At 74.8% G+C, this 21,390-nt stretch carries 2 protein-coding genes; both read left to right on the top strand.

All coding sequences use genetic code 11. The features are described 5' to 3' along the window. Positions 1-8: 8 nt before the first annotated feature. Positions 9-20,096 (top strand): non-ribosomal peptide synthase/polyketide synthase, encoded by a 20,088-nt coding sequence (locus IEJ02_RS02220; protein WP_191063069.1) that lies wholly within the window; start codon positions 9-11, stop codon positions 20,094-20,096. Continuing rightward, the gene (locus tag IEJ02_RS02225; protein ID WP_191063070.1) at positions 20,093-21,343 is read left to right on the top strand and encodes an MFS transporter; all 1,251 of its coding nucleotides are present in this window, start codon (positions 20,093-20,095) and stop codon (positions 21,341-21,343) included. The genes IEJ02_RS02220 and IEJ02_RS02225 overlap by 4 nt, the downstream gene beginning before the upstream one ends. The last annotated feature ends 47 nt before the right edge of the window (positions 21,344-21,390 follow it).

Consider the following 21,390-nt stretch of genomic DNA (forward strand, 5'->3'; position numbering starts at 1 on the left):
GGACGACAATGACGTCTTCGAGGAAGGATCGCGCCGCCGCCCTGCCCGAGGAGCTGCGGGAGGCGCTGCGCCGTCGGCTCGCGGGCAAGGCCGGGCGCGCCGAGGCCATCCCCCGCGCGGACCGCGCGCGGCCGCTGCCGCTGTCCTTCGCCCAGGAGCGGCTGTGGTTCCTGCACACCCTCCAGCCGGAGGAGGCGGGGTACAACAGCGCGCTGGCGCTGCGGCTGACCGGCGCCCTGGACCTGGCGGCGCTCTCCCGGGCGCTGGATGCCCTGGTGGAGCGCCATGAGGCGCTGCGGACCGCGTTCGACGACCGCGACGGCCGGCCGGCCCAGGTGGTGCGCCCGGCCGCGCCCGTCCCGCTGCCGGTGGCCGACCTCAGAGCCTGTGTCACATCCCCGGCCGGGCGTGCGACGTCTGGCACGCACGCTGATCCGACCGGGGATGTGACACAGGCTCTCACCGGCGAGGACGGCGACGCCGAGGCGCTGGACCGGCTGCTGCTGGCCGAGTACGCCAGGCCGTTCGATCTGCGGACCGGTCCGGCCCTGCGGGCGCTGCTGATCCGCCTGGCCGAGGACGCGCACGTGCTGCTGCTCACGGCCCATCACATCGTCACCGACGGCTGGTCGATGGGGGTGCTGCAGGACGAGCTGTGCGCGCTGTACGACGCCGGGCCCGGCGCGGACCCGCTGCCCCCGGTGCCGGTGCAGTACCCGGACTTCGCCGTGTGGCAGCGGGAGCGGCTCTCGGGGGCCGCCCTGGACCACCAGCTCGACTACTGGAAAGGGCGGCTGGACGGCGTCGTCCCCCTGGAGCTGCCCACCGACCGGCCCCGGCCCGCGGCGCCCACCTCGGCGGGCGCGATCCACGAGTTCACCGTGGACCGCGCCACCGCGGACCGGCTGCGCGCGCTCGCGGCACACGAGCGGACCACGCTGTTCACGGCACTGGTCGCCGCCTGCCAGGGGCTGTTCGCCCGCTGGTCGGGGCAGGACGACATCGCCATCGGCACCGTGACCTCCGGCCGTGGCCGCACCGAACTCGAGCGCGCCGTCGGCTTCTTCGTCAACACGGTGGTGCTGCGCTCCGCGGTGGACACGGCCCGCTCCTACCGTGAGCTGCTGGCCGACGCCGGGGCCACGGTGCTGGACGCCTTCGCCCATGACGAGGCGCCGTACCAGCGGCTGGTGGAGGCCGTGGGGGCGCGCCGGGAGGCGGGCCGCAATCCGCTGTTCGATGTGATGGTGCTGCTGCACAGCGCCCCGAGGAGCGCGCCCCGGCTGTCCGGGCTCGCCGCGACGAGCGTGGCCGTGCCCCGCCGGTCGGCCACCTTCGACCTCAGCGTGGAGTTCGTCGAGGACGGGGAGGAGCTGCGGGGGCTGCTGGAGTACAGCACCGAGCTGTTCGATCGGGCGACCGCCGAGCGGATGGCGGGACATCTGCTGGCGCTGCTCGACGGGGTGGCCGCCGCACCGGACCGGCCGGTACGCGAGCTGCCGCTGCTCACGGACGGGGAGCGGCGGCGGATGACGGCCGCCGGGCACGGCCCGGCGCTCGCGGTCGAACCGGCCACGTTCCCGGCGGTGTTCGAGGCGACGGCGGCTCGTACCCCGGGGGCCACGGCGCTGGTGGCCTGCGACGCCACCTACGACTTCGCGGGGCTGAACACGGCCGCCAACCGGCTGGCGCACCATCTGATCGCCCAGGGCGTGGGCCCGGAGCGGGTGGTCGGGGTGAAGCTGCCCCGGACCTCCGACATGATCGTGGCGATCCTGGGTGTGCTCAAGGCGGGCGGGGTCTATCTGCCCCTCGATCCCGAACTCCCCGCCGAGCGCGTCGCGTTCCTGCTGTCCGACGCCGAGCCCGCGCTGGTGCTCGACGAGGCCGCGCTGCGCGCCGTCCCCGCCACGCTGCCGGTGGCGAATCCCACGGACGCGGACCGGACCGCCGCACTGCACCCCGATGGCGCCGCCTACGTCCTGTACACCTCGGGCTCCACCGGCCGCCCCAAGGGGGTGGCCGTGGAACACCGGTCGCTGGTCAATCTGCTGGTCGGCCACCGCGAGGGCTTCGTGGCCGAGGCGGGCGGCGGGCCGCTGCGCGCGGCGCTGACCGCGTCGTTCTCCTTCGACACCTCGCTGGAGGGGTTGCTGCTGCTGGCCGACGGCCATGAGCTGCACCTCATCGACGAGGCCACCCGGCTCGATCCGGCCGCGCTCGTGGCACGCGTGGCCGAGCACCGTATCGACTTCCTCGACCTCACCCCCTCGTATCTGCGGCAGCTCCTCCCGGCCGGGCTGCTGGACCACCCCCGGCACCGGCCGCGGGTGCTGATGCTGGGCGGCGAGGCCATCGGTCCGTCGCTGTGGCGGCGGCTGGCGGACACGCCGGGGACGACGGCGTACAACTTCTACGGTCCGACCGAGTGCACCATCGACGCGCTCGCCGCCCGGATCGGCGGCGCGGGGCGCCCGGTGGTGGGCCGTCCGCTGGGCAATCTGCGCGGCTACGTACTGGACTCCCGGCTCCAGCCGGTGCCGGTGGGGGTGGCGGGTGAGCTGTATCTGGCGGGTGAGCAGGTGGCCCGGGGGTACCGGGGCCGTCCGGGGCTGACCGCGTCCCGCTTCGTGGCCGATCCGTACGGGCCCGCCGGGAGCCGGATGTACCGCACCGGGGACCTGGCCCGCTGGACCGCGGACGGGGAGCTGGACTACCTCGGCCGGGCCGATGACCAGGTGAAGATCCGGGGCCACCGGATCGAACCGGGCGAGATCGAGGCGGCGTTGCTCGATCTGCCGGCCGTCGCCGAGGCGGCCGTCGTCGCCGTGACCGACGACCGCGGCCACGCCCGGCTGGCCGCCTACTACGTGCCCGCCCCCGGCGGCGAGCCGCCCGCCCCCGGTGAGCTGCGCGCGGCCCTCGGGCGGACCCTGCCCGGCCATATGGTCCCCAGTGCCTTCGTCGCCCTCGACGCCATGCCGCTGGGCACCAGCGGCAAGCTGGACCGCCGGGCGCTGCCCGCGCCGCGGCTGGACGCGGACCGGCCGGAGCGGGACGCCACCGCGCCGCGCACCGAGGCGGAGCGGGAGCTGGCGCGGATCTGGGCCGAGGTGCTGGGCGCCCGGACGGTGGGGGTGAACGACAACTTCTTCGAGCTGGGCGGCGATTCGATCCTCAGCATCCAGATCGTCTCCCGGGCCCGCCAGGCCGGACTCGCGCTCACCTCGCGGGATGTCTTCCTGCACCAGACCGTCGCCGAGCTGGCCGCCGCCGTGGCACCGCGTGGCGCGCCCGAAGCCGCGGGGGACGAGCCGGCGGCGGTGGCGGGTCCGGCGCCGCTCACCCCGATCCAGCACTGGTTCTTCGCCACCCACGGCCCGCTGCGCCACTTCACCATGTCGATGGTCCTGGATCTGCCGCACGATCTGGACGAGGGCGCGCTGGAGGCCGCGCTGGACGCCGTGGTCGCGCACCACCCGGCCCTGCGCACCCGGTTCGTCCGGGGCGACGACGGCGGGTGGCGGCAGCTCGCGGACGGCGTGCCGGGCGGGCCGGTGCTGCGCCGCCACGATCTGTCCGGGCTCGGCGGCGCGGAGGAGACGACCGCGGCCGAGGCGGCCGCGGCGGCCGCCCGCGCCGAACTCGACCTGGCCACGGGCGCGTTGCTCCGGGGCGCGCTGCTGCGGCGCGGGGCGGGGGCCCGGCCGCGGCTGTTCCTCACCGCGCACCACCTGGCCGTGGACAGCGTCTCGTGGCGCATTCTGCTGGGCGATCTGGAGAGCGCCTACCGGCAGGCCGCCGCCGGGGAGCCGGTGCGCCTGGAGCCCGCCTCCACCCCCTTCACCACCTGGGCCCACCGGCTGGGCGAGCGGGTGCGGGAGGGCGCGCTGGACGGCGATCTGCCGTACTGGGAGAGCGTACGGCGGGCGGGCGGCGCGGACCTTCCGGTGGACCGTCCCGGCACGGCCACGGCCGGGTCCACCCACACCGTGCGCGTGACGCTCGACCGCGAGGCCACCGACGGGCTGCTGCGCCGGGTGCCCGGGGTGTACCGGACGCGGATCGACGATGTGCTCCTCGGCGCGCTCGGGCGAGTGCTCGCCGGGTGGACGGGCGAGGACCGGGTGCTGGTGGCCATGGAGGGCCACGGCCGCGAGGAGCTGGACGCGGCCGTCGATCTGTCCCGGACCGTGGGCTGGTTCACCACGCAGTACCCGGTGGCGCTGACGCTGCCCGGCGACGGCTGGGGCGCGGTGCTGAAGTCGGTGAAGGAGCAGTTGCGCGCGGTGCCGCACCGGGGGCTGAGCCATGAGGCGCTGGCGTATCTGAGCGCCCCGGACTCCCCCGCGCGGGCGCTCGCCGACGCGCCGCTGCCCGGCATCTGCTTCAACTACCACGGCCAGTGGGACTCGGGCGGGGACGGCGGCGCGTTCACGCTCACCGGGGAGAGCCTGGGGCGGGAGCTGGCCGCCGACGAGCCGTCGGGGTATCCGCTCGATGTGTCCGCGGTGGTGGCGGACGGTGAGCTGGAGCTGACCTGGCTGTACTCCGACCGGGTCCACGACGTGGCCACGGTGCGGGGGCTCGCGGACGGGATGCTCACGGCGCTGCGGGAGATCGTGGCGCACTGCGACGGACCGGACGCGGGCGGCCGGACCCCCTCCGACTTCCCGCTGGCCCGGCTTGACCAGGCCGCCGTCGACCGGCTGGTGGGCGACGGGCGCCAGGTCGAGGACGTCTATCCGCTGACCCCGCTTCAGGAGGGGATGCTCTTCCATCGCCTGGTCGGCGGCGCGGAGGACGTCTACCTCGACCAGGCCACGCTGGTCCTGGACGGGGTGGGCGACCCGGAGGCGTTCGCCCGGGCCTGGCAGGAGACGGTGGACCGCACACCGGTGCTCCGTACCGGCGTCGTCTGGGAGGGGGTCGAGCGGCCGCTGCAGATCGTCCGCCACCGGGCCGAGGTGCCCGTGACCCAGCTGGACTGGCGCGGGCTGCCGGAGGAGCGGCGCGAGGCCGCGCTGGAGCGGTTCCGGGCCGAGGACCTGGCCATGGGCATCGATCTTGCCGCGCCGCCGCTGATGCGGCTGGCCATCGCCCGGCTGACCGACGCCCGGGTGGCGCTGATCTGGACCTCGCACCATCTGGTCCTGGACGGCTGGAGCCTGGCGCAGGTGTTCACCGAGGTGTGCGAGCGGTACACCGCGGCCGCCCAGGGCCGTGCTCCGGCCCTTCCCGCCCGCCGCCCGTTCCGCGACTATCTGCAGTGGCTGGACGGGCGGGACGGGCAGGAGGCCGAGCGCCACTGGCGGGATGTGCTCGCCGGATTCACCGCGCCGACCCCGCTGCCCGCCGACCGCAAGGCCGTGGAGTCCCACCGGGCCCGGTCCTCGGCCACCGTGGCGGTGTCGCTCACCCGCGAGGTGTCGGAGGAGCTGCGCCGTACGGCCCGGAGCGGCGGTCTGACCGTCAACACGATCGTGCAGGGCGCCTGGGCGCTGCTGCTGTCCCGGTACGGCGGCGAGGAGGACGTGGTCTTCGGCACCACCGTCTCGGGCCGCCCGGCGGAGCTGGCCGGGGTCGAGTCGATGGTGGGGATGTTCATCAACACCCTGCCGACCCGGGTGCGGGTGGACGCCGCCCGGAACACCGGGGACTGGCTGCGGGACCTCCAGATGGCGCAGTCCGCGTCCCGCCGCCACGAGTCCGTCTCGCTGGCGCAGGTGGCGGGCTGGAGCGAGATACCGGCCGGGACCTCGCTCTTCGACTCGATGGTGGCCTTCGAGAACTACCCCTTTGACGACTCCTCGGCGCGCGAGGCGGGCCTGCGGATCGTCGAGGTTCGCTCGATCGACGCCACCAACTTCGGCCTGAGTCTGCGGGCTCATCTCTCCGACCGGCTGGGCTTCGACCTCGGCTATGACCCGGGGCTGTTCGACGCCCGGACCGCGGCCGCGCTCGCCGACCGGCTGGGTCTGCTGCTGACCGCGATCGCGGCCGACCCGGACCGTCCGCTGCGGGCGCTTCCGTGGACCACCGCGGAGGAGCGGCGGCGGATCCTGGTGGAGTGGGGCGGCGGCGCGGCCCCCGAGGCGCCGGAGCGGACGCTGGTGGACCTGTTCGAGGAGCAGGCCGCCCGTGCCCCCGGTGCCATCGCCGTCTCGTGTGCCGGGGTGTCGCTGTCGTACGCCGAACTCGACGCGCGGGCGGGCCGGTTGGCGCATCGGCTGATCGCCGAGGGCGCCGGGCGGGAGCGGTATGTGGCGCTGGCGCTGCCCCGTATCCCGGAGATGATCGTAGCGATCGTGGCGGTGCTGAAGACGGGGGCGGCCTATCTGCCCCTCGACCCGGACCAGCCGTCCGGCCGGATCGCCCGGATGCTCGCCGACGCCGAACCGGTGGCCCTGCTGACCACCTCGGCCTTCGCGGCACGGCTGGGTGGGGACGACGACGCGGACACCCGCGTGACCCGGCTGTGCCTGGACGATCCCGCCCTGCGCGCCGATCTGGAGCGCCGTCCCGCCGCCCTCCCGGCCGGTTCCGGGCCGCTGCCGGAGAGCCCCGCCTACGCCATCTACACCTCCGGGTCCACGGGTGTGCCCAAGGGCGTGGTGGTCCCGCACTCCAATGTGGTCCGGCTGTTCTCCCGGACCCGGGAGTGGTTCTCGTACGACGCGAGCGATGTGTGGACGCTGTTCCACTCTTACGCCTTCGACTTCTCCGTCTGGGAGATCTGGGGGCCGCTGCTGCACGGCGGCCGGCTCGTGGTCGTCCCGTACGCCGTCTCCCGCTCCCCCGAGGAGTTCCTGCGGCTGCTGGCGCAGGAGCGGGTGACGGTGCTCAGCCAGACGCCGTCCGCCTTCCAGGGGCTGATGCGCGCCGCCGAGGAGCCCCCCGGAGCCCAACTCGCCCTGCGCCGAGTGGTGTTCGGCGGTGAGGCGCTCGACACGCGGCGGCTGGCGGGCTGGTACGCGCGGCATCCGGACACCGCGCCGGTGCTGGTCAACATGTACGGGATCACCGAGACCACCGTGCATGTCACCTACGCCCCGCTGGACCGCTCGGCACCGTCCGTCGCGGCGAGCGCCATCGGCACCGGCATCCCCGATCTGCGGGTGTATGTGCTGGACGAGGCGCTGGCGCCGGTGCCGCCGGGGGCGGTCGGCGAACTGCATGTGGCGGGGGCCGGACTCGCCCGGGGCTATCTGCGCCGCCCGGGCCTGACCGCGTCCCGCTTCGTGGCCGATCCGTACGGGCCCGCCGGGAGCCGGATGTACCGCACCGGCGACCGGGCGCGCTGGACGGCGGACGGGACGCTGGAGTATCTGGGCCGCGCCGACAACCAGGTGAAGATCCGTGGTTTCCGGATCGAGCCCGGGGAGATCGAGACCGCGCTGGCCGCCCATCCGGGGGTCGGCGACGCGGTGGTGACGGTGCGGGAGGACCAGCCCGGGGTGCGGCGGCTGGTGGCCTATGTGGTGGCCGCCGGTTCGGGCGCGCCACCGCGCGCCGGTGAGTTGCGGGCGTTCCTCCAGCGGTCGCTGCCCGCGCAGATGATCCCGGCGGCGTTCGTGGCGCTGGACGCGCTGCCGCTGACCGCCAACGGCAAGCTGGACCGGCGTGCGCTGCCCGCGCCGGGCCTCGACGGTTTCGCGGCGAGCGCCGAGCGGATCCCCCCGCGCACCGAGGCCGAGCGCACGGTGGCGCGGGTGTGGGCCGAGGTGCTCCCGGTCGAGGAGGCCGGGGCGACGGACGACTTCTTCGCCCTGGGTGGCGATTCGATCCTGGCCATCCGGGTGGCCTCCCGGCTGCGGGCGGCCTTCGGCACGGAGGTCACCCCGCGCGCGCTGTTCACCCACACCACCGTGGCCGAGCTCGCCGCCGCGCTGGGCGCTTCGGAGGGTGACGGGGCGGCGAAGGACAGCCGGGCGGCCGACATCATCCCGGCCGTGCCACGGGACGGGGAGCTGCCGCTGTCCTATCCGCAGGCGCGGCTGTGGTTCCTGGACTCCTTCGACGGCGGCGGCACGGAGTATGTGACGCCGTTCGCGCTGCGGCTGCGCGGCCGCCTGGACACCGCCGCGCTGCGCACCGCCCTGGACGGCCTGGTGGCCCGGCACGAGCCGCTGCGCACCACCTTCGCCGAGGTGGACGGCCGCGGGGTGCAGCGGGTGCACGACCCGTACCCGGTGGCGCTGCCGGTGCACGACCTCACGGCCCGCCCCGTGGCCGAGCGCGAGCGGGAGCTGGAGCGGCTGCTGGAGCGGGACGGCGCCACCCCCTTCGACCTGCGCACCGGGCCGCTGCTGCGGGCGTCCCTGATCCGGCTGGACGACGAGGAGCACGTGCTCACCCTGACGATGCACCACATCGTCACGGACGGCTGGTCCACGGCCGTCATCAGCGCCGACCTGAGCGAGCTGTACGGCGCGGCGGTCATGGCGCGGCGGCCCGCGCTCGCCCCGCTGCCGCTGGGGTACGCCGACTACGCGGCGTGGCAGCGCGATCCGCTCGGCGGCGCGGCGCGGATGGAGCCGCAGCTGGAGTACTGGCGGGAGCGGCTGGCGGAGCTGGCGCCGCTGGAGCTGCCGACCGACCGTCCGCGGCCGGCCGTACAGACCAGATGCGGGGCACTGCTGGAGTTCACCCTGCCCGCCGCGCTGGTGGAGCGGCTGCGCGCGGCAGGGCGGCGCCGCGACGGCACCCTCTTCATGACGCTCCTCGCCACCTGCCAAGTGCTGCTGGCCCGCTGGTCGGGGCAGGAGGACATCGCGGTGGGCACCGTGACCTCGGGACGGGAGCGGCCCGAACTGGAGCATCTGGTCGGGATGTTCGTGAACACGCTGGTGCTGCGCACCCGGGTGGCGGCCGACGAGTCGTTCGAGGAGCTGCTCACCCGGGTGCGGGGCACCGTGCTGGACGCCTTCGCCCACCAGGACGTGCCGTTCGAGCGGATCGTGGACGCGCTCCAGCCGGAGCGGGACACCAGCCGCACCCCGCTGTTCCAGGTCATGGTGGCGCTGCACAACCTGGGCGCCGAGGTGCCCGACCTGCCCGGTCTCACCGTGGAGGCCGTACGGGTCCCGGGCCGGACCGCCGGTTTCGACCTGGGCTTCGACTTCGTGGCGAGCCCCGGCGGCCTGACCGGCTTCGTGGAGTACAACACCGATCTGTTCGACGCGGCCACCGTGCGGCGAATGGCCCGTCAGCTGCGGCTGTTGCTGGAAGCGGTGGCCGAGGACCCCGGGCTCCGGGTGGGCGAACTGCCGCTGCTGACCGCCGGGGAGCGGCGGACGGTGCTGGAGGAGTGGAACGACACCGCGCTCGCCGTGCCGGACACCACCTTCCCCCGGCTCTTCGAGGAGCAGGCCGCCCGCGCCCCGGGCGCCACCGCGCTGGTGGCCTCCGACGCCGGCTACGACTTCGCGGGGCTGAACGCGGCCGCCAACCGGCTGGCCCACCATCTGATCGCCCTCGGCGTGGGCCCGGAGAAGGTGGTCGCGGTCAGGCTTCCGCGCACCGCCGATTCTGTGGTGGCCCTGCTCGCGGTCCTCAAGGCGGGCGGTACACACGTGTACGTGGACCCCGGGCTGCCCGCGACACGCGCCCGGTTCCTGCTGGACGACGCGGCGCCCGAGGTCGTCCTCACCCCCGATGTCCTGCGGGACGCGCCCCTCGACGCGCTGCCGGACACCGATCCCACCGACGCGGACCGGCTGTGCCCGCTGCTGCCCGGGCACACCGCGTACATCACCTACACCTCGGGGTCCACCGGCCGCCCCAAGGGTGTCGCCGTCGAACACCGCCAGCTGGTCAACCTCTGTCTCGACCACCGGGCCGGGCTCATCGCACCGCACCAGGCCGAGGCGGGCCGTCCGCTGCGTTCGGCGCTGACCGCCGCGTTCTCCTTCGACACCTCCTGGGAGGGCGCGGTGTTCCTGGCCTCGGGCCAGGAGGTGCATCTGGTGGACGACGCGGTACGGCTGGACCCGGCCGCGCTCGTGGCGCTGGTCGAGGACCGTGGCCTGGACTTCCTCGACGTCACCCCGTCGTACCTCCATGAGCTGATGGCGGCCGGGCTGTTCGCCGGGGACCGCCACCGCCCCCGGATCGTCATGGTGGGCGGCGAGGCCCTCGGGGCGGCGCTGTGGCGGGAGCTGCGCGCGGTGCCGGGCGTGGCGGCATACAACTTCTACGGGCCCACCGAATGCGCCGTGGACGCGGTCTACGGCGACCTGGCCGGTCTCGGCGACCGTCCGCTCATCGGGCGGCCCGGCCGCAATCTGCGGGCGTACGTCCTGGACGGCGCGCTGCGGCCGGTGCCGCCCGGCGTCCCCGGTGAACTCCATCTGGCCGGGGCGCAGGTCGCCCGTGGCTATCTGCGCCGCCCCGGGCTCACCGCGGGCCATTTCGTGGCCGATCCGTACGGCCCTCCCGGCAGCCGGATGTACCGCACCGGCGACCGGGCGCGCTGGACGGCGGACGGGACGCTGGAGTTCCTGGGCCGCGCCGACGACCAGCTGAAGATCCGTGGGTTCCGGATCGAGCCCGGGGAGATCGAGGCGGCGCTGCTGGGCCATCCGGAGGTCCAGGAGGCGGTGGTCGTGGCCCGCGAGGACACCGGCCACCGGCGGCTGGTGGCCTACCTGGTGACCTGCTCCGACGGCTCAACCGGCTCCCCCGGTCCGGTGGAGCTGCGCGCCCTGCTCAAGCGCACCCTGCCCGACTACATGGTCCCGGCCGCCTTCGTGACGCTGGACCGGATGCCCCGCACCGACAGCGGCAAGGTGGACCGGCGCGCCCTGCCCGCTCCCCCGGACCGGCCGGAGCAGGGCTCGCCGTACGTGGCGCCCCGGACCCCGGCCGAGACGGTGCTGGCGGGCGTGTGGGCCGAGGTGCTGGGCGTCCCCGCGGTGGGGGTGGAGGACAACTTCTTCGCGCTGGGCGGCGATTCGATCCTCAGCATCCAGATCGTCTCCCGCGCGCGCCAGGCCGGGCTGACGCTCACCTCCAAGGACGTCTTCCGCCACCAGACCGTGGCGGAGCTCGCGCTGAGCGTCGAGTCCGCCCGGCGGCGGCCGCTCGCCGAGACGTCCGGGGCGGTGGCCGGACCGGCGCCGCTGACGCCCATCCAGCACTGGTACCTGGACGGGCGGCGGCCCGGCGACCGGCACCACTTCACCATGAGCCACCGCCTGGAGCTCACCGGCGACCTCGACGAGGCCGCCCTGCGGCAGGCGGTGGACGCCCTGGTGGCGCACCACGCCGCGCTGCGCACCCGCTTCCTGGTCGTCGACGGGCAGTGGCGCCAGGAGGTCCTGCCCACCGCCCCCGCCGGTTTCCTGGAGCGGTATGACCTGTCCGGGCTGGACGACGCGGCACGCGCCGAGGCCGTACGGGAGGCCACGGTCGCGGCCCAGACGGGGCTGGACATCGCCGAGGGGGCCGTGCTGCGGGCGCTGCTGTTCACCTTCGGCCCCGGGCAGCCGCCCCAGTTGCTGCTCACCGCCCACCATCTGGTGGTGGACGGCGTCTCCTGGCGCGTCCTGCTCGGCGATCTGGAGACCGCCTACCGCGGCGCCGCCGCCGGTGGCGCGCCCACCCTGCCCCCGGCGAGCAGCGCCTTCACCCGGTGGGCCGCCCGGCTGGCGGAGCATGTGCGCTCCGGCGGGCTCGACGGCGACCTGGCGTACTGGACGGGCGTGGCGCGCTGCGCGCCCGCCGCGCTCCCCGTCGACCGCGAGGGCCCCAACACCCATGAGACGGCGGCCACGGTGACCACGGTCCTCGGCCGTGCCGAGACCGAGGCGCTGCTGCGCCAGGTCCCCGGCGTCTACCGGACACGGATCGACGATGTGCTGCTCGCCGCGCTCGGCCGGAGCCTGGCGCGCTGGACCGGCGGGGACACGGTGCTGATCGGGGTGGAGGGGCACGGCCGCGAGGACCTCTTCGAGGACCTGGACCTCTCCCGTACGGTCGGCTGGTTCACCGCCGAGTACCCGCTCGCGCTGGCCGTCGACGCCGGGGCGGGGTGGCGTGACACCCTCCGGTCGGTCAAGGAGCAGCTGCGGGCCGTTCCGCACCACGGGCTCGGCCACGGAGCGCTGCGCCATCTGGCCGCCGAGGACTCCCCGGCCGGGGAGCTGCGGGGCGGGCCGTCGCCGCGGATCGTCTTCAACTACCACGGCCAGTGGGACGTGGCCGCGGACGGCGAGAGCGCCCCGGGCCTGTACCGCGCCGCCCTCCCCGTGACCGGCCAGGACGCCGCGCCCGGGGAGACCCGCCCGTGTCTGCTGGAGGTCACCGGCGCGGTCCAGGACGGCCGTCTGGAGCTGGGCTGGAGCTATCCGGCCCGGATGTACGACGAGGCGACCGTGCGCCGGGTCGCGGAGGACTGCCTGGCCGCGCTGAAGGAGATCGTCGCGCACTGCGCCGAGCCCGGCGCGGGCGGGCGCACCCCGTCCGACTTCCCGCTCGCCCGGCTCGACCAGCGCCAGGTGGATCTGATCGCCGGTGACGGGGGCGCGGTGGAGGACGTGTATCCGCTGACCCCGCTCCAGTCGGGCATGCTCTTCCACGGCCTCGTGGACAGCGCTGCCACCGATGGCGCCTACTTCGACCAGATCGCCATCCGGATCGGCGGGATCGCCGACCCGGACGCCTTCGCGGCCGCCTGGCAGCGGGTGGTGGACCGTACGCCGGTGTTGCGCAGCGCCGTCCGCTGGGAGGGTCTGGCCGAGCCGGTGCAGGTCGTCCACCGCCGGGCCGACCTGCCCACGGTCCGGCTGGACTGGCGGGAGTTGACGCCGTCCGCGCGGGAGGAGGCGCTGCGGCGGCTGCTGGCCGAGGACCGCGCCGCCGGGATGGAGCTCACCTCCGCCCCGCTGAGCCGGATCGCGGTGGCCGGGCTGCCCGGTGACGAGGTCATGCTGGTGTGGACCTCGCACCATCTGATGCTCGACGGCTGGAGCACCGGCCAGATCTTCGCCGAGGTGTGCGGGACCTACGCGGCCCTCGTGGCCGGGCGCTCGCCCCAGCCGCCCGCCCGCAGGTCCTTCCGGGACTTCCTGCGCTGGCTGGGTGAGCAGGACCAGGAGCGCGCGGAGGGCCATTGGCGCCACGTGCTGGCGGGGTTCGGCGCCCGTACACCGCTGCCGTACGACCGGCCGCCCCGGGAGGCGCATCGCACCGCCTCGACCGCGCTGACCCGGCTGGAGCTGACCGAGGAGGTGTCCGCCCGGCTGCGGGAGACCGCGCGCGGCGGCGGGCTGACGGTCAACACGGTGGTGCAGGGCGCGTGGGCGCTGCTGCTGTCGCGGTACGGCGGTGTGCGCGACGTGGTGTTCGGCACCACCGTCTCGGGCCGCCCGGAGGGGCTGCCGGGCGTGGAGACGATGGTCGGCATGTTCATCAACACGGTCCCCACCCGGGCCGTGGCCGAGGGCGGCCGTGAGGTCGTGGCGTGGCTGTGGGAGCTTCAGGAGCAGCAGAGCGAGTCCCGCCGCTTCGACTTCGTCGCCCTCCCCCGGATCCAGGCCCTCAGCGCGGTCCCGGCCGGTGAGGCGCTCTTCGACAGCATGGTGGTGTTCGAGAACTACCCCTTCGACGAGGCGTCGGCGGCCGGTGCCGGGATCCGGGTGCGGGAGGTGCGGGCCGAGGACTCCACCAGTTTCCCGCTGTGTCTGCGCGCCTATCTCGGCGACCGGCTGGGCTTCGACCTCGCCTACGATCCGGCGCTGTTCGACGCGGCCACGGTGGAGCGGGCGGCGGCCCATCTGGAGACGCTGCTCACCGGGATCGCGGACGGCGCCGGGCGGTCGCTGGACGAGCTGCCGCTGCTGACGGAGGCGGAGCGCCTTCGGGCGGCCGGCGAGTGGAATGCCATTGCCCGGCCGCTGCCGGAGGGTTCGCTGGCGGAGCTGTTCGCCGAGCGGGTCCGCCGCGGCCCGGACGCCGTGGCCGTCACCGACGGGGCCACCTCGCTCAGCTATGCCCAACTGGACGAGTGGGCAGGGCGGTTGGCGGGTCACTTGCTGCGGTCCGGGGTGCGTCCCGAGGACCGGGTGGCGCTGCTCATGGACCGGTCGGTGGAGCTGGTCGTGGCCGAGCTGGCGGTGGTCAGGGCCGGTGGGGTGTACGTACCGGTGGACGCCCGCGCCCCGCGCGACCGGCGGCGCGCCCTGCTGGACCAGGCGGGCGCCGCGGTCGTGCTGACGCCGGAGGAGGTGGCCGCCGCCCGGGAGGGCGAGCCGGTGGCGCCCGCGGTGCCGGTGCACCGGGACCAGCTGGCGTATGTGATGTTCACCTCCGGGTCGACCGGTGTGCCGAAGGCCGTGGGGGTGCGCCATCGCGATGTGGCGGCGCTCGCCCTCGACCGCGCCTTCGCCGGTGGCGGGCATGAGCGGGTGCCGCTGCACTCGCCGGTGGCCTTCGACGCCGCCACCTACGAGATGTGGGTGCCGCTGCTGACCGGTGGCCGGGTTGTGGTGACACCGGGCGAGCTGGACGCCGCCGCGGTGCGCCGCCTGGTGGCCGAGCAGGGGGTGACGGGGCTCTGGCTGACCGCCGGGCTGTTCCGGCTGCTTTCGCAGGACGCGCCGGACTGCTTCACGGGGCTGCGCGAGGTGTGGACCGGCGGCGATGTGGTGCCCGCGGCCTCGGTGCGCCGGGTGCTGGAGCGCTGCCCCGGGCTGACCGTGGTGGACGGCTACGGGCCGACCGAGACCACGACCTTCGCCACGTGCTTCCCGATGTCCCGCGCCGACGAGGTGCCCGAGGTGGTGCCGATCGGCCGGCCGCTGGACAACACGCGCGTCCACGTCCTGGACTCCAGGATGCGGATCGTGCCGCCGGGTGTGGTCGGCGAGCTCTTCGTCGCCGGCGATGGGGTGGCCCGTGGCTACCTCGGCCGTCCCGGTCCGACCGCGGCGGCGTTCCTCCCCGATCCGTACGGGCCCCCCGGGGAGCGGATGTACCGCACCGGCGATCTGGCGCGGCGACGCCCGGACGGCACCGTGGAGTTCCTCGGCCGCGCCGACGACCAGGTCAAGATCCGTGGCTTCCGGATCGAGCCGGGCGAGGTGGAGGGTGCGCTGGCCGGGCATCCGCGGGTGGCGGATGTCGCGGTGGTGGCCCGCGAGGACGGTCCCGGTGGCAAGCGGCTGGTGGCCTATGTGGTGGCCGCCGGCGACGCCCCGGTGGAGGGTGACCTGCTGCGGGCGTACGCGGCCGAGCGGCTGCCGGACTACATGGTGCCGTCGGCCGTCGTCCCGCTGGAGGCGCTGCCGCTCGGCCCCACCGGGAAGCTGGACCGCGCGGCGCTGCCCGCCCCGGGCCCGGACACCCGCCGCACGCCCTACCGGGCGCCGCGCGAGGGGGCCGAACGGGCCGTGGCGGCGGTCTGGGCCGAGGTGCTGGAGGTGGAGCGCGTCGGCGCCGGGGACAACTTCTTCGAGCTCGGCGGCGACTCGATCCTCTCCATCCGGCTCGCCTCGCGGCTGCGGGAGGTGCTGGGGGTGGAGCCGTCGCCCCGTCTGGTGTTCACCCATCCGACCGTCGCCGCCCTGGCGGAGGCGCTCGGTGGCGCGGACGGCCGCGGCGCGGACGGGCCCGCCCCGATCACACCGGTGGCCCGGGACGGCGAGCTGCCGCTCTCCTATCCGCAGCAACGTCTGTGGTTCCTGGACTCCTTCGCCCCCGACAGCGCCGAGTACATCACCCCGCTGGCGCTGCGGATACGGGGAGCCCTCGATGTGGACGCGCTCAGTGCGGCGCTGACCGCGCTGGTGGCCCGGCACGAGTCGCTGCGGACCACCTTCGACGCGGTGGACGGCCGTGGGGTGCAGATCGTGCACGACCCCCGGGAGATCCGGCTCGACCCGTACGACCTGTCCCCTCTCCCCGCCGACGAACGGGAGGCGGAGCTGCGGGGGCTGCTGGCGTACGAGCGGGCGCGCCCGTTCGATCTGCGGCGCGGCCCGCTGCTGCGGACCGGGCTGATCCGGCTCGGCGCCCAGGAGCACGTGCTGAGCCTGACGCTGCATCACATCATCACGGACGGCTGGTCCACCGGTGTGCTCACCGGCGATCTGCGGGAGCTGTACCGGGCGGCGCTGAGCGGTGAGCCCGCGGCGCTGCCCCCGCTCCCGGTGAGTTACGCGGACTTCGCCGCCTGGCAGCGGGCCGAACTCACCGCTCCCCGCGCCGATGAGGAACTGGCCTACTGGACACGGCAGTTGGCCGGGGTGCCACCGCTGGAGGTGCCCACCGACCGGCCCCGCCCGGCGGTGCGGACGAAGAACGGCGCCACCGTGGAGTTCACCGTGCCCGCCGGGGTGAGCTCGCGCCTGAAGGAGTTCGGGCAGACGCGGGGCACCACCTTGTTCATGACGCTGGTGGCGGCGGCCCAGATCCTGCTGGCCCGGCTGTCGGGCGGGCGGGACATCGCGGTGGGCACCGTCACCTCGGGGCGGGAGCGCCCGGAGGTGGAGCGGCTGATCGGCTTCTTCGTCAACACCCTGGTGCTGCGCTCCACCGTCGATCCGCACGCCCGCTTCGACGACTTCCTGGCCGAGGTGCGCGGCACCGTGCTGGACGCCTTCGCCCATCAGGCGGTGCCGTTCGAGCGGGTGGTGGACGAGGTGCGGCCGGTGCGGGACACCAGCCGGACACCGCTGTTCCAGGCGATGGTGGTGCTCCAGAACGCCCCGGGCCGGACACTGGAGCTGCCCGGTCTGGAACTGGCGGACGTGGAACTCGACACGCAGACCGCCGCCTTCGACCTCACCTTCGAGTTCGCCGAGGCCGAGGGAGGTGTGCTGCGCGGGCTGATCGGCTACAGCACCGATCTGTTCGACGCCTCGACCGTGGAGCGGATGGGTACCGCCCTGCGGGCGCTGCTCGCCGGGATCGCCGAGGACCCGGAGCGTCCGGTGGGCGCGCTGCCGCTGGCCACGCGGGCCGAGCTGCGGCGCACCCTGGTCGAGTGGAACGACACCCGCCTGGAGGTGGACCGGGCCACGCTGCGCGAGCTGTTCGAGCGGCAGGTGGCCGTCTCCCCGGACGCCACGGCCGTGCGGTACGGGAAGGGCGATCTCACCTTCGCCGAGCTGGAGGTGGCCGCGAACCGGCTGGCGCACCGGCTGATCGGCCGGGGCGTGGGCCCGGAGCGGCTGGTGGCGCTGGTGCTGCCGCGTTCGGTGGAAATGCTGGTGGCGCAGCTGGCCGTGGCGAAGGCGGGCGGTGCGTTCCTGCCGGTCGACCCCGGCTACCCGAAGGAGCGGGTGGCGTTCATGCTGCGGGACGCCGCGCCCTCGGTGGTGCTCGACGACACGGCCTCGATCTGGGCCGAGGAGGGCCCCGACGGGCCGCCGCCGCTCCGTGGCCTGACGCCGGACCATCCGGCGTATGTCATCTACACCTCCGGCTCCACCGGTGTGCCCAAGGCGGTCGTGGTCACCCATGCCGGGCTGGCAAGCTTCTCGACGGCGGCAGCCGCGCACTACGACGTACGGGCCGGGGACCGGGTGCTGCAGTTCTCCTCGCCCAGCTTCGACGCCTCCGTCCTGGAGCTGTGTGTCTCGCTGCCCCGTGGCGCGGCGCTGGTGATCGGTGACGAGGGCCCGCTGCTGGGCGAGCGGCTGGCCGAGGTGCTCGGCGAGCAGCGGATCACCCATGCGCTGATCCCCCCGGCCGCGCTGGCCACCGTGGAGGAGGCGGATGGGCGGACGGGCCTGCCGGATCTGCGGACCCTGATCGTCGGCGCCGACGCCTGCTCCGCGGAGCTGGTGGACCGCTGGGCGCCGGGCCGGCGGATGGTCAACTCCTACGGCCCGACGGAGGCCACGGTGGTGAGCACCTGGTCCGGGCCGCTGACCGCCGGGTCGGGGGTGCCGCCGATCGGCCGGCCGGTTCCGAACACCCGGGTCTACGTACTGGACGAGGTGCTGCGCCCGGTGCCGGTGGGCGTGGCCGGGGAGCTGTATGTGGCGGGCACGGGCCTGGCGCGGGGCTACCTCGGCCGTCCGGGGCTGACCGCCGCGCGGTTCGTGGCCGATCCGTTCGGCCCGGCGGGCGGCCGGATGTACCGCACCGGCGATGTGGTGCGGTGGACCGGCGACGGTGAGCTCGCGTTCCTGGGCCGCGCCGACGACCAGGTCAAGGTGCGGGGCTTCCGGATCGAACTCGGCGAGGTGGAGAGCGCGCTGCGGCGCAGCCCGGAGGTGCGGGAAGCGGTGGTCGCCGTACGGGATACCGCCCCGGCCCCGGAGCGGCCCTCCGGCGAGAAGCGCCTGGTGGGCTATGTCGTCCCGGCGCCGGGCGCCTCGCCGACCGCCGCCTCGCTGCGCGACGTCCTGGCCCGGACCCTTCCGTCCCATATGGTGCCGTCGGCGTTCGCCACCCTGGACGCCCTTCCGCTCACGGCCAACGGCAAGGTGGACCGCCGGGCGCTGCCCGACCCGGACCCGGTGGCCGTCACCTCCGGTGCGGGCCATGTCGCCCCGCGCACCCCGATGGAGCGCCGGATCGCGGACATCTGGGCCGATGTGCTCGGTCTGGAACGGGTGGGCGTGGAGGACAACTTCTTCGAGCTCGGCGGGGATTCCATCCTCAGCATCCAGGTGGTCTCCCGCGCCCGCCAGGCCGGGCTGCGGCTGACCACCAAGGACCTGTTCACCCATCAGACGGTGGCCGCGCTCGCCACCGTGGCCACGGCCGAGCGGGACGAGGGCCGTGCTGAGCCGGTGACCGGGTCGCATCCGCTCACCCCGATCCAGCGCTGGTTCTTCGCCACCCACACCGTGAATCCACGCCACTTCAACCAGTCCACGCTGCTGGAGCTGCACCAGGAGCCGGACGAGAAGGCGCTGGAGGGGGCGCTGGCCGCGCTCCTGGTCCACCACGACGCGCTGCGCACCCGGTTCACCCAGGACGGCGGCGAGTGGCACGGCCACGTCCCGGAACCGGATGGCGACGGTGCCGTCCTGGACCGCCACGACCTGTCCGGTCTGCCGGCGCGGGAGGCGGACGCGGCGATGGAGAAGGCGGCCGACACCCTCCACGCGGGCTTCGACCTGGGCCGGGGGCCGCTGCTGCGGGCCGCGCTGTTCCGCTTCGGCGAGGCCCGGCGGCCGTTCCTCTTCCTGACCGCGCACCACCTGGTCGTCGACGGGGTGTCCTGGCGGATCCTGCTGGACGACCTGGACATCGCCTATCAGCAGGGCCTGCGGGGCGAACCGGTGGACCTCGGCCCCAGGACCACCGCCTTCCGCGACTGGGCGCGGCGGCTCGCGGAGCATGTCGCCGAGGGCGGCCTGGACCACGAGGCCGACCACTGGTGCGAGGCCCTCGACGCCCGGCCGCTGCCGGTCGACCACCAGGTGGCCGTGGCGGGGCCCGAGATCGGTACGGTGCCGGTCGAGCTCGGCGAGCGGGACACCGAGGCGCTGCTGCGCTCGGCGCCCACCGCCTATCGCACCCGGATCAACGATGTGCTGCTCGCCGCGCTCGCGCTCGCGCTGTCCCGCTGGACGGGCCGGCGGCGGGTGTCGGTGGAGCTGGAGGGCCACGGGCGCGAGGACGTCCTGGACGGCGTCGATCTCTCCCGTACGGTCGGCTGGTTCACCACCATGTATCCGGTCTCCTTCGAGCTGCCGGACCTCCCCGACGGCGGGCCGGCCGACTGGCGAGGGCTGGTGAAGTCGGTGCGGCGGCGGCTGCGGACCGTCCCCGGAGGTGGCTTCGGCTTCGGGGCGCTGCGCGCCTTCGGCCCACCTGGGCTGCGCGAGCGGCTGTCCCGGCACGGCGCCGGGCCGCAGATCGTGTTCAACTACCTCGGCCAGTGGGACGCCCGGTCGGCCGAGTCCCAGGGCGGTCTGGTCCACGCCGAGCACGGCTCGTTCGGCCAGGACCACGATCCGCGCGAGGGCGGCTCCCATCTGCTGGAGGTGGTGGGCGCGGTGCAGGACGGCCGGCTCGGCTTCACCTGGCGCTACCGCCCCGATGTGCACGAGAGGGCGACCGTGGAGGCGGTGGCCGGGGACTTCGCGGAGGCGCTGCGCCGGATCGCCGGGGACTGCCGGGGCGCCGTATGACCGCGGCCCCGCCGGTGTCCCCGCCGGTTCCGCTCTCGCGCAACCGGGACTACCGGCTGCTGTGGGGCAGTCAGGCGCTCTCGGAGTTCGGCTTCCACACGGCGCTGATCGCGTTTCCGCTGCTGGTGCTCGCGCTCACCGGCTCGGGGGCCGCCTCCGGTCTGGTCATGGGTACCATCGCCGCCGCGCAGATGGTGGCCGGGCTCCCGGCGGGTGTCCTGGTGGACGCTTACGACCGCAAGGCCATCATGCTGGGCTGTGAGGCGGCCCAGGCGGTCTCCGCCATCAGCCTGGTGGCCGCCGTGTGGGCCGGTGCGGCCACCGTCTGGCACATGGTCGTCGTGGCGGCGGTGTTCGGGGCGAGCGCGGCGCTCTTCGAACCGGCGGAGAGCGCGTCGCTGCCCGCCCTGGTGGCGGACGAGCACCTGCCCACGGCGGTGGCGATGAACACGGCACGGGCCTCGATGGGGCAGTTGGCGGGCACCGCGACCGGCGGGTTCCTGTTCGCCGTGGGGCGGTTCGTGCCCTTCCTGGTGGACGCCGTGACCCATACGCTCTCCTTCGTCGCGCTGCTCTTCGTCCGGCTGCCCCGGCGCGAGCGGTCCGCCGGCGGGGTGGGTCCGCTGGGCCGGGAGGCGCTGGCCGGGCTGCGGTGGGTGTGGCGGGAGCGCCGGATCCGGGTCACGGTGGTGTGCGCGGTGGTGCTCAACCTGTTCTTCAGCGCGTTCTACCTCGTCGTCATCGTGCTCGCCGAGTCCCGGGGGGTGCCCTCCGGGGAGGTCGGTGTGATGGCGGCCATGCTGGGGGTGGGCGGGGTGGCGGGCGCGCTGCTGGCGCCCGTACTGCACCGGCGGCTGGGCCCGTACGGCGGCATCATCGCGGTGTTCTGGGCGCTGGCCGTGCTCGCCCCGGTCACCGTGCTGATGGACAGCGGCTATCTCATCGGGGTGCTGTTCGCCCTGATGGCGCTGTTCCCGCCGACGGCGAACACCGCCATCATGACCGACCAGCTGCTGCGCACCCCGGACGAGTTGCGCGGCAGGCTCACCAGCACACTCGTCCTGGCCTGCGGGGCGGCGGGCGCGGCGGGCCCCGCGCTGGGCGGGTCGCTCGCCCAGGTCCTGCCGGGCGACCGGGCGATCCTGCTCTGCTCGGCGGGGATGGCCGCCGCGGCCGTCCTGGCCACCGTCAGCCCGACTCTGCGCACGCTGTCCCGCCGCCACGAGACCGGGTGGCCGGCTCACTGACCGCCATCCGACACGTCACCGACCGTTTCCGATATGACCGATCGTCG

The organism is Streptomyces sp. 5-10 (genome assembly GCF_014712245.1).
Classification (GTDB): Bacteria; Actinomycetota; Actinomycetes; order Streptomycetales; family Streptomycetaceae; genus Streptomyces; species Streptomyces violaceusniger.

Excerpts from the sequence above, each read along its gene's own strand:
- IEJ02_RS02220 (WP_191063069.1), top strand. The coding sequence starts at position 9 with ATGACGTCTTCGAGGAAGGATCGCGCCGCCGCCCTGCCCGAGGAGCTG.
- IEJ02_RS02225 (WP_191063070.1), top strand. The coding sequence starts at position 20,093 with ATGACCGCGGCCCCGCCGGTGTCCCCGCCGGTTCCGCTCTCGCGCAAC.